This is a genomic window from Sphingomonas sp., from assembly GCF_042096255.1.
Lineage (GTDB): Bacteria > Pseudomonadota > Alphaproteobacteria > Sphingomonadales > Sphingomonadaceae > Sphingomonas.
This window is the reverse complement of record NZ_JBELLZ010000108.1, coordinates 1-9,376: the sequence shown is the minus strand read 5'-3', so window position 1 is coordinate 9,376 and position 9,376 is coordinate 1. Positions and strand designations below refer to the sequence as shown.

At 69.2% G+C, this 9,376-nt stretch carries 10 protein-coding genes; 4 read left to right on the top strand and 6 right to left on the bottom strand.

The genetic code is table 11. The annotated features are described in order from the left end of the window. Positions 1-302: 302 nt before the first annotated feature. Both ACFDTH_RS15655 and ACFDTH_RS15650 read left to right on the top strand, forming a co-directional pair. Positions 303-1,280 carry a ferritin-like domain-containing protein gene (locus ACFDTH_RS15655; RefSeq protein ID WP_375288494.1) on the top strand — a complete coding sequence of 326 codons (978 nt, stop codon included), beginning with the start codon at positions 303-305 and terminating at the stop codon, positions 1,278-1,280. A 25-nt stretch (positions 1,281-1,305) separates the two neighbouring features. Further along, positions 1,306-2,337 (top strand): ferritin-like domain-containing protein, encoded by a 1,032-nt coding sequence (locus tag ACFDTH_RS15650; protein WP_375288493.1) that lies wholly within the window; start codon positions 1,306-1,308, stop codon positions 2,335-2,337. A 42-nt stretch (positions 2,338-2,379) separates the two neighbouring features. Here ACFDTH_RS15650 and ACFDTH_RS15645 read toward each other — a convergent pair whose 3' ends face one another. The 3 genes from ACFDTH_RS15645 to ACFDTH_RS15635 form a co-directional block, all read right to left on the bottom strand. After that, positions 2,380-3,750: a class II 3-deoxy-7-phosphoheptulonate synthase gene (locus ACFDTH_RS15645; protein WP_375288492.1), complete on the bottom strand. Its 1,371-nt coding sequence runs from the start codon at positions 3,748-3,750 to the stop codon at positions 2,380-2,382. A gap of 67 nt (positions 3,751-3,817) precedes the next feature. Continuing rightward, on the bottom strand, positions 3,818-4,594 hold the full coding sequence (locus tag ACFDTH_RS15640; RefSeq protein WP_375288491.1) for an SDR family oxidoreductase: 777 nt from the start codon (positions 4,592-4,594) through the stop codon (positions 3,818-3,820). Between the two features lie 28 nt (positions 4,595-4,622). Beyond that, on the bottom strand, positions 4,623-6,053 hold the full coding sequence (locus ACFDTH_RS15635) for a carotenoid oxygenase family protein (protein WP_375288490.1): 1,431 nt from the start codon (positions 6,051-6,053) through the stop codon (positions 4,623-4,625). Positions 6,054-6,127: 74 nt separating this feature from the next. On the opposite strand from ACFDTH_RS15635, the gene ACFDTH_RS15630 reads away from it, so the two are divergent. Continuing rightward, positions 6,128-6,676 (top strand): TetR/AcrR family transcriptional regulator, encoded by a 549-nt coding sequence (locus ACFDTH_RS15630; protein ID WP_375288489.1) that lies wholly within the window; start codon positions 6,128-6,130, stop codon positions 6,674-6,676. After that, positions 6,670-7,605 carry a peptidase M48 family protein gene (locus tag ACFDTH_RS15625; protein ID WP_375288488.1) on the top strand — a complete coding sequence of 312 codons (936 nt, stop codon included), beginning with the start codon at positions 6,670-6,672 and terminating at the stop codon, positions 7,603-7,605. The genes ACFDTH_RS15630 and ACFDTH_RS15625 overlap by 7 nt, the downstream gene beginning before the upstream one ends. Before the next feature lie 7 nt (positions 7,606-7,612). On the opposite strand, the gene ACFDTH_RS15620 is transcribed toward ACFDTH_RS15625, so the two are convergent. From ACFDTH_RS15620 to ACFDTH_RS15610, 3 genes are all read right to left on the bottom strand, one after another. Beyond that, positions 7,613-7,861, bottom strand: a complete 249-nt coding sequence (locus tag ACFDTH_RS15620) for a hypothetical protein (protein ID WP_375288487.1) — start codon at positions 7,859-7,861, stop codon at positions 7,613-7,615. 45 nt (positions 7,862-7,906) lie between these two features. Further along, positions 7,907-8,170 (bottom strand): hypothetical protein, encoded by a 264-nt coding sequence (locus tag ACFDTH_RS15615; RefSeq protein WP_375288486.1) that lies wholly within the window; start codon positions 8,168-8,170, stop codon positions 7,907-7,909. A 108-nt stretch (positions 8,171-8,278) separates the two neighbouring features. Further along, positions 8,279-9,376 (bottom strand): M20/M25/M40 family metallo-hydrolase (locus ACFDTH_RS15610; protein ID WP_375288485.1); only part of this gene is annotated, 1,098 nt, incomplete at its 5' end.

Genomic DNA, 9,376 nt, shown 5'->3' with positions numbered 1-9,376 from the left:
AACCCGTGTTTTCGCCGTGAGAGGGCGACGTCCTAGACCGCTAGACGAAGGGGCCTCGCGCGGAGAGGGGCCTCTAGGGTCTCCGTCGATTCGCGTCAAGCGGGTTTGCCGGACATCGTTGCGGCGCCGTGACGACGTGAGCAGTCGATCAGCGAGCGGCATTTAAGCTATTTTTTGAACGATTTGCGCCCTTCCGCCGGATCGGCGCGTACCTCAGGTGCCGGGGAGCGAAGTCCCACCAACGAGCACGGCCAGCCCTGGCGCGTGAAGGTCAATGCCTGCTCTGTCCTAGGGAGGATGCTGTGACGGTCCAGTCCGACGACGTTACGCGCGCGCTCGATGCGCGTGTGGAAAGGCGCGAGAATCGACGTGCCTTCTTTACCGCCATACTTGGTGCAAGCGCGGTCGGCGCCGGTGCCTTCGCCTTCGGCTCCGCGGCCAACGCGCAGGCGGTTACCGATGCCGACATCCTGAACTTCGCGCTGAACCTCGAGTATCTAGAGGCGAACTTCTATCACTATGCCGTTTACGGCACGCCGATCCCTACCGAGGACACTTCCGGCACCGGCCGGGCCGGCACGGCCAACGGCGGGCGGAAGGTGAACTTCACCGATCGTGCGGTGCGCGCCTATGCCACTGAGATCGCCGCGGACGAGCTGGCGCACGTCCGCTTCCTGCGCGCCCAACTTACGAGTGCGGCGGTAGCGCAGCCCAAGCTGGACCTGAGCACCCGCCCGAACGGCGCCTTCAGCACCGCGGCGCGCGCCGCCGGCCTGGTCGGCGCAGGCCAGTCCTTCGATCCTTATGCCAATGACGAGGCCTTCCTGCTGGGCGCGTTCATCTTCGAGGACGTCGGCGTGACCGCCTACAAGGGTGCGGCGCCGTTGATCACCAACAAGACTTATCTGAGCGCCGCGGCGGGCATTCACGCGGTGGAGGCGTATCACGCCGCCATCGTGCGGACGACGCTGTACGCCAAGGGCATCGAGACTCCGTCCTTGCAGTTGGTGCAGGCCACCGAGGCGATTTCCAACGCGCGCGACAGCCTGGACGGGCAGGGCCAGCGCGACCAAGGCGTCCGGCCACGACAACTCAACGGGCAGAGCGTGTCCAATATCGCCCCGCTCGATCGCAACGGGCTTACCTTCAGCCGCAGCGCCGGCCAGGTGCTCAACATCGTCTATCTCACCCCGGAGGCGGTGACGATGGGCGGCTTCTTCCCGCAGGGCGCCAACGGCACGATCGTCACCAGCGCCGCCAGCAGCGGCACGGCGGCCTGAGCCGCGAGACACAGGGAGACACAGGATGAAGGACGAAACGCTCCTGCTCGCGGTCTTGAACGCGAGCGACAATCGCCGCGCCGAACGGCGCCGGTTCCTCAAGGTTGCCGGCGGCGCCGCCGTCGCGGCAGGCGGGCTTTCGATGCTCGCCGCGTGCGATGATGACGACGACGACATCTCGCCGACCCCAACACCGACGGCGAGCCCAACGCCGACACCAAGTCCGACGCCGACACCGAGCCCGACGCCCACCCCGGCGATCACCGACGCCGACGTGCTGAACTTCGCGCTCAATCTCGAATATCTGGAGGCGCAGTTCTACGCCTATGCCGCCACCGGCGTGGGTCTGCCCAATGCCCAGCTGGGCGGCACAGGCACCCAGGGTGAGGTCATCGGCGGTCGCCAGGTGAGCTTCAGCGATCGCGTGGTCGCGCAATATGCGCGCGAGATCGCCGGGGACGAGGCGGCGCACGTCGCCTTCCTCCGCACGGCGCTCGGGTCCGCTGCGGTGGCGCAGCCGCGGATCAACATCGGCGGCGGCGCGGACGGCGCCTTCACGGCGGCGGCACGTGCTGCAGGCGTGATCGGCGACGGTCAGACGTTCGATCCCTATGCCTCGGACCTGAACTTCCTGCTGGGCGCGTTCATCTTCGAGGACGTGGGCGTCACGGCCTATCAGGGTGCGGCGCCGCTGCTGACCAATGCGGCCTACATCGAGGCCTCGGCCGGCATCCTCTCAGCGGAGGCCTATCACGCCGGCCTGCTCCGCACTGCGCTGTTCGCGCGCGGGGTGGAGGCGCGCTCGCCCGCGAACAAGATCTCGGCGGCCCGCGATCTGCTTGATGGCCCCGACGATCTGGATCAGCCGCTGATCCTGCGACCGGGACAGACGCCGAACCTCGTTCCCGCCGATGCCAATGCGATCGTCTTCGGCCGCAGCGCGGGCCAGGTGCTCAACATTGTCTATCTGAACGGTGCGGCGGTGGTCGGCGGGGGCTTCTTCCCCGATGGCGTCAACGGCGCGATCAACACCAGCGCGGCGAGCGTCGCCGCCTGACCGGTGCGGCCGGGCCGAGCGGCGACGCTCGGCCCGGCTCGCTTACGCCGCCTGGCGGCGGCGCTCCGCCATCTCGGCGTTGAGCATCTCGGCCAGCAGAAAGGCAAGCTCCAGGCTCTGCCCCGCATTGAGCCGCGGATCGCAATGCGTATGATAGCGATCCGCCAGGCCCTGCTCGGTCACCGCGATCGCACCGCCCGTGCATTCGGTGACGTTCTGGCCGGTCATTTCGGCGTGGATGCCGCCTGCATGTGTACCCTCGGCGCGGTGCACGGCGAAAAAGCCCCGCACCTCGGCGAGAATGCGGTCGAACGGCCGAGTCTTGTAGCCGGTCGCCGCCTTGATCGTGTTGCCGTGCATCGGGTCGCATGACCAGACGACCGGATGCCCCTCGCGCGTCACCGCACGCACCAGCCGCGGCAGCGCACCCTCGATCTTGTCATGGCCGTAGCGGGTGATCAGCGTGATCCGCCCCGGCGCGCGCGCGCGATTGAGCGTGTCGAGCATGCGCAGCAGCGCGTCGGGCTCCAGGCTGGGGCCGCACTTGATGCCGATCGGGTTGCCGATGCCTCGCAGGAACTCGACGTGACTGGAGCCCTCGAACCGGGTGCGGTCGCCGATCCACAGGAAGTGGGCGGAGGTGTCATACCAGTCGCCGGTCAGCGAATCCTGCCGGGTCATCGCCTCCTCATAGGGGAGCAGCAATGCCTCATGGCTGGTGTAGAATTGCGTCGCCGACAGCTGCGGCACGGTGTCCGCGTCGATCCCGCAGGCGGCCATGAAATCGAGCGCCTCGCCGATCCGGTCGGCGGTCTCGGCGTACTTCTTGGCCCAGGGGCTGCGGCCCATGAAGTCGTGGGTCCAGCGGTGGACCTGGTGGAGGTTGGCGTAGCCGCCGCTGGCAAAGGCGCGCAGCAGGTTCAGCGTCGCCGCCGACTGGGCATAGCCCTGGATCATTCGCTGCGGATCGGGGATGCGCGCCTCGGGCGTGAAGGCGATGTCGTTGACGTTGTCGCCGCGGTAGCTGGGCAGCTCGACCCCGTCGATCACTTCGGTGTTGGCCGAGCGCGGCTTGGCGAACTGGCCCGCCATGCGGCCAAGCTTCACCACCGGCAGCTTGGAGGCGAAGGTGAGGACTACCGCCATCTGGAGGATGACGCGAAAGGTGTCGCGAATGTTGTTCGGGTGGAACTCGGCGAAGCTTTCGGCACAGTCACCGCCCTGAAGCAGGAACGCCTTGCCTTCCGCGACCTTGGCGAGATCGGCGGTCAGGTTGCGCGCCTCGCCGGCGAAGACCAGCGGCGGATAGGAGCGCAGTGCCCTGGTCGCGGCGTCCAGCGCCGTCGTGTCGGGATAATCAGGAAGCTGGCGGGCTTCGTGGGCGGTCCAGCTGCTGGGCGACCAGGCGGTCATTTCGGGTTCCATCGAGTCAGGTAACAGGATTGCGCGCGTTACCCTCCGCACGCAACAAAGGAAAGCGCTACAGCACGCCGGGGTAGGCGCCGCCGTCGAGCAACAGGCTTTGGCCGGTGATATAGCCCGCCTGTGCCGAGCACAGGAAGGCGCAGGCGGCGCCGAACTCGGATGGCTCGCCGAATCGCCGGGCGGGGATGCGGCCCCGCGCACGCTCGGCTGCTTCGGCCTCATCGACGCCCTGCGCCTTGGCGGCGAAGGCGTGGACGCCGGCGAGGCGGCGCGTCTCGAACAGGCCCGGGAGCAGGAAGTTGATGGTCACGTTGGCATGCGCCACCGAGCGCGCGACTCCGGCGAGGAAGCCGGTGAGGCCGACGCGCGCGCCGCTCGACAGGTCGAGGCCGGGGGTAGGCGTCTTTACCGAGGCGGAGGTGATGCAGACGATCCGGCCGAAACGGCGCTCGACCATACCGTCGACCACCTTCTGCACCAGCCGGATCGGCGTCACCATATTGGCTTCCAGCCCGGCGTGGAGCGCGTCCTGATCGACCGCGCGAAAGTCACGCAGCGGCGGGCCGCCGTTGTTGTTGACGAGGATGTCGGGCGCGCCCGTCGCCTCGACCAGAGCCCGCTGCACGCCTTCGTCGGAGATGTCGCCGGCGACCTCCGTCACCGTGGCGCCGGTTTCGCGGATCGCACGGGCGGTGTTCGCCAAGGCGCCGGGATCACGGCCGTTGAGCACGAGATTGCACCCGGCGGCGGCGAGCGCCTCGGCGCAGGCGCGGCCGAGACCGTGGCTGGAGGCACAGACGATGGCGGTGCGGCCGGCGAGTCCAAGGTCCATCGTAGTGCCTCCAGCTGGTGCGCGCTCTTTAGCCCGCGATCCAGTTGCCGTGGAAGCCCGGCGGTACGCGGTGCGGGATGCGGATGCTGGCGACTGGCGGCCCGGCGAACTTTTGCGCGTCGAGGATCACCAGGTCGGTGGTCTCGTTCGCCAGGTCCACCACCAGGCCGATCAGCCAGCCCTCGTCTTCGGCGCTTTCCGGCGCGGCGGGAACGAAGACGAACTCGCCCGGATAATGGCCGTCGCCGAACGTGTGCGTTTCGCGGGTGCCGGCCTCCAGGTCATGCTTGTAGAGCGCGGTGGCGCCGATGAACTCGGCATCGGCATGGTTGGGCAGGGCCATCGTGTACGCGTAGCGATAGGGCTTGCCGAAGCGGCGCTCGTCCGGCCGAGGGAATTCCTGCGGGCTCGCGTCGATCGTGCGGCGAGTGACGGTGCGCGCGCCCGGATCGATCGTCCAGCGCTCCAGCCCCAACGACCGGCCGTTGGGGCCGCCGGTCGCCTCGGCGAACATCGAGGCATAGGCGCACACGTCGAGCACGACTTTGCCGTCCTCTGCATCATAAGCGTTGGCGACGTGGAAGACATAGGCGGGGTCAACCGGGCACCAGATCACGTCCGCCGCGGTGCCGCCGCGCGGTAGCAGGCCGACGCGGGCGGGATGGTCGGGGTTCCACTGGTAAGGGAAGGCATGGCCGCCGATCAGCGCCCGCATCGAGAAGGTGACGGGCAGGTCGAGGATCAGCACGTAGCGGGCGGTGATCGCGCAATCGTGGATCGAGGGGCCGTGACGGACTGACACCGGCTCCTCGCGCACCACGCGGCCGTCGCGATCGATCACCACGTGGCGGACGGTGTTCGGATCGGTCCCTTCGTAGCAGATCGCATGCTGCTCGCCGGTGTCGGGATCGCGATGGGGATGGGCGGTGAACGAGCCTTCGAGCGTGCCGTCGAAATCGTTGTAGGTTTGCTCCTCCAGCGTGAAGTCGAGCTCGACCGGATAGCTGCCCGCCTCCACCAGCGCCCAGGTGCGCCCGCCGATCTCAACGACATTGGTGTTGACCGTATCGAAGTTGTGGCGCGGCCCCGGCGCGGGCGCCTCGCCCAAGGCTGCCGCGACCGCGTTGGAGCGAATCCAGCGATTGCGATACCAGAGCGCGCGGCCGTCCTTCACCGCCACGCCGTGGACCATACCGTCGCCGAGGAACCAATGGTAACCGCGTGCATCGGGCTCGACCGGATTGGGCCCGATCCGCAGGTAGCGGCCGTCCAGCCCGGCGGGGATGGTGCCGGTGACGGGCAGGTCGACGATCGTCGTCTCGCCCGCCATGGGGGCGTGGATGCCGGACAGGAACGGATGCGCCGCCACGTCGGGCAGGCGGCGGCGGTTGAACGCGGCGAGTGCGGAGATGCCCTTGGTGACGGTGGCGCGGACGGCGGTTTCGACGGACGAGGCCATGACGACTCTCCTGTTGCGTGAACCCGAGTCGGTGTTCACACTGTCAACATAGCGAAGATGTAAGCACTGTCAACATGACTGAACGGACCTATCACCACGGCGACCTGCGCGCCGCCCTCGTCACCGCCGGGCTGGAGGCGCTGGACGCGGGAAGCGAGCTGTCGCTGCGCGCGCTGGCGCGGACCGCGGGGGTGAGCCCGACCGCGGTGTATCGTCACTTCCCCGACAAGGGCGCGCTGCTGGCGGCGCTGGCAGGAGAGGGGCTGAGGATGCTGGCCGAGGCGCAGCGCGCCGCGTCCGAGCGAGCGGGCGGGGGATCGGCCGGCTTCGGCGCGACCGGGGGCGCCTATGTCCGCTTCGCGCTGGATCACCCCGCGCTATTCCGCCTGATCTTCGCGCATCCGCAAAAGGGCGATCTGCTCGACAAGGACGAGGATGCGATGGCGATGCTGCGCGCCAATGCCGCGGCGCTGGCGCCACCCGGTGCTGACGCGCGGGTGTTCGCGCTCAAGGCTTGGGCGCTGGCGCATGGGCTGGCGTTGCTGATGCTCGACGGTCAGGTCCCTCGCGATGACGCGATGATCGATGCCGCGATCGACCTGGGGTTGCGCGGCGCGTGCTGACCGTCGCCCTCGCCGCCGCGGCGATCGACTATGCGGCGCTGCGCACGGTGGACCGCCAGCTGGCCGCCATTGCGCACCGGCTGGTGACCGCCAACGCGCCGATCTGTCCGGACCTGGCGCCGACGCCGGGCGTGGTGCTGCATGCGGCGGATCAATACCCGCCCGAGGAGCGCGAGGCCGCAGCCAAGGCTCTCGGCCTGCCGACTCCCGTTGCGGTGGAGGCGGTGGTGCCGGGAAGCGCGGCGGCGCAAGCCGGGGTGGGGGAGGGCGACGGGCTGGTCGCGGTGAACGGGCGCGCGGTCCGCGTCGAGGCGCGGGCGGAGGCGAGCAGCGCCAGTCGCGATGGCGCGCGCGCAATGATCGGTGATTCGCCCGCCGCCGAGCCGCTGCGGCTGACGCTGCGCCGCGACGGGGTCGACCGCAGGGTGACCGTCGCGCCGTCGCCGGGCTGCCGCTCCACCTTCGAACTGCTGCTCGGCCCCAAGCTTACCGCCCAGGCCGACGGAGCTACCGTGCAGATCGGCGTCGCTTGGTTCGCGCGCGTGCCGGATGAGGAGGTGGCGGTGCTGGTCGCGCACGAGCTGGCGCACAACATCCTGCGCCATCGCGCGCGCCTCGATGCGGCAGGGGTCAGCCGCGGCGTCTTCGCCGAGGTGGGGCGCAACGGACGACTGATCCGGCGGACGGAGGACGAGGCGGACCGACTGTCCGTTCATCTGCTGCGCAATGCCGGCTATGACCCGCAGGTGGCGGTGCGCTTCTGGACGGGGGCGGGCGACAAGGCGGATGGCGGGCTGTTCCGCAGTCGCACGCATGCGGGCGCAAAGAGCCGGGCGCGGCTGATCGGCGCGGAGATCGCGAGCATCGAAGGTCAGGCGAGGGGGACGGGCGCGGCGCTGGTGACGACCCGGAACGATCCGCTGGAGTGACGCGAACCTAGCGCGCCGGCGCGGCCTCGTTGGTCATGTTCGCAAGCGCGGCGTCCAGGTCAGGCGCGTTGCGCAGCGCATCCTCGACTTCGAGGCTGGCCATGTTGTCCGCCTGCATTTCCAGCGCGTTCGCGCGCGCTTCCAGATCGTTCGCGATCGCGGCGGACTGGTTCGCCACGGAGGGCGGTGGGTCGTCCCGCGAGCAGGCCGACAGCATAGCGAGCAATGTCGCGAGCAGGAGGGCGGGGCGGGTCATAGAAAAACGAAGGCCCCGGAGCGGTGTCGCTCCGGGGCCGTCGGATCACATGTTGTCAGTGGCTTCGTCAGCCGCGTCACGGACGTTGTCCGCGGCGTCGTGCAGATTCTCGGCCGCTGCTTCCATGTTGCCCTCGGCGGTCGGGTCCATCGTGGTGTTGGACATGTCGGCCATGTTGTCGGCCATCATGTCCATGTTGTCCGCCACCATGTCGGCGTTGTTCTCCACCGCAGCCGCTTCCGGCGACTTCGAGCAAGCGGCAACCGACAGCAGGCCGGCGGCAACGGCGACAAGCGCGATCTTCTTCATCTAGGTGCTCCCCACACAAATGTGTACGCGCCGGCTGCCGCCGCCGCGAAAACGCCCAATAGCGCAGCACACCCGGTCGTCAAACCCCATTCGTCGCGTCGAGCGGCATCACTGCTGCGACGAGCCGCGACTCGTCGCATTGCCGACCGGCTCCGGGGCATCGGCAAGCACCGCCAGCATCGCTGTCCAAGCCGCCACATTCTGCCGCAATTGTGCGGGATCGACGCGTTCCAGCGTGTCCTCTGGCGTGTGATGATAATCGAAATAGCGCAGGCCGGACTGGTTGAGGTCCAGCGCCGGCACGCCGAGTTTCATCAGCGGCTCCACGTCCGCGCCGCCATGCGGCGCTCCCGTCCCGCGGACGATGCCGAGCGGCGCGAGCGCGGCCGCGAGCCGGTCCGCCACCGGCGCCGCAGCGCCGCTGAGTGCCGACTGGAAGCGCCACACCCGATCCGCGCCAAAATCCGATTCGGCGACCAGGGCGTGCGTCTCGCCGGCGTGCAGCCTGGCATGCTCCTCGCCGCCATAGCCGCCCATCTCCTCGTCGCCGAACCAGACGACGCGGATGGTGCGGCGCGGCTGGCGGCCGCTGTCCAGGATCAGCTTGGCGGCCGCAGCGGTGATCGCCACGCCCGAGGCGTCGTCGATCGCGCCGGTGCCCAGGTCCCAGCTGTCGAGATGCCCGCCGATCGTGATCACGCCCGCGGCGGGATCGGTGCCGGGCACTTCGGCGACGACATTGCCGGAGGTGCGCTTGCCGACGAACTTGGGCGTCAGCACCAGTTTCAGCATGATGTCGCCGTCGCGGCGGAGCATCCGCTCCAGGTTCGCCGCGTCCGACACGGACAAAGCGGCGGCGGGGATCGGCTTGACGCCCTCGGGCCAGGTGGTGGTGCCCGCGTGCGGGCCGCGCCCCTGATCGGTGCCGATCGAGCGGATCACGATGGCGGCGGCGCCCTTCTTCGCGGCGATCGCCGGGCCGGAGAAGCGCGCGCGTCCATAAGCGCCATAGCTGGAGCCGTCCTGCGTCGCCTGCATCTGGTTGGAAACGAAGGCGATCTTGCCCTTGAGGCTGTCGTCCGGGGCCCGTGCGAGATCATCGAGCGTGGCGAAATAGGCGACCGATCCGGTGACGCCGCGCGACGGCGTCGCGCCCGAGCGGCCCAGCGCGGTGACGCGCAGCGGCTGCGCGAAGGGGGAGACGAC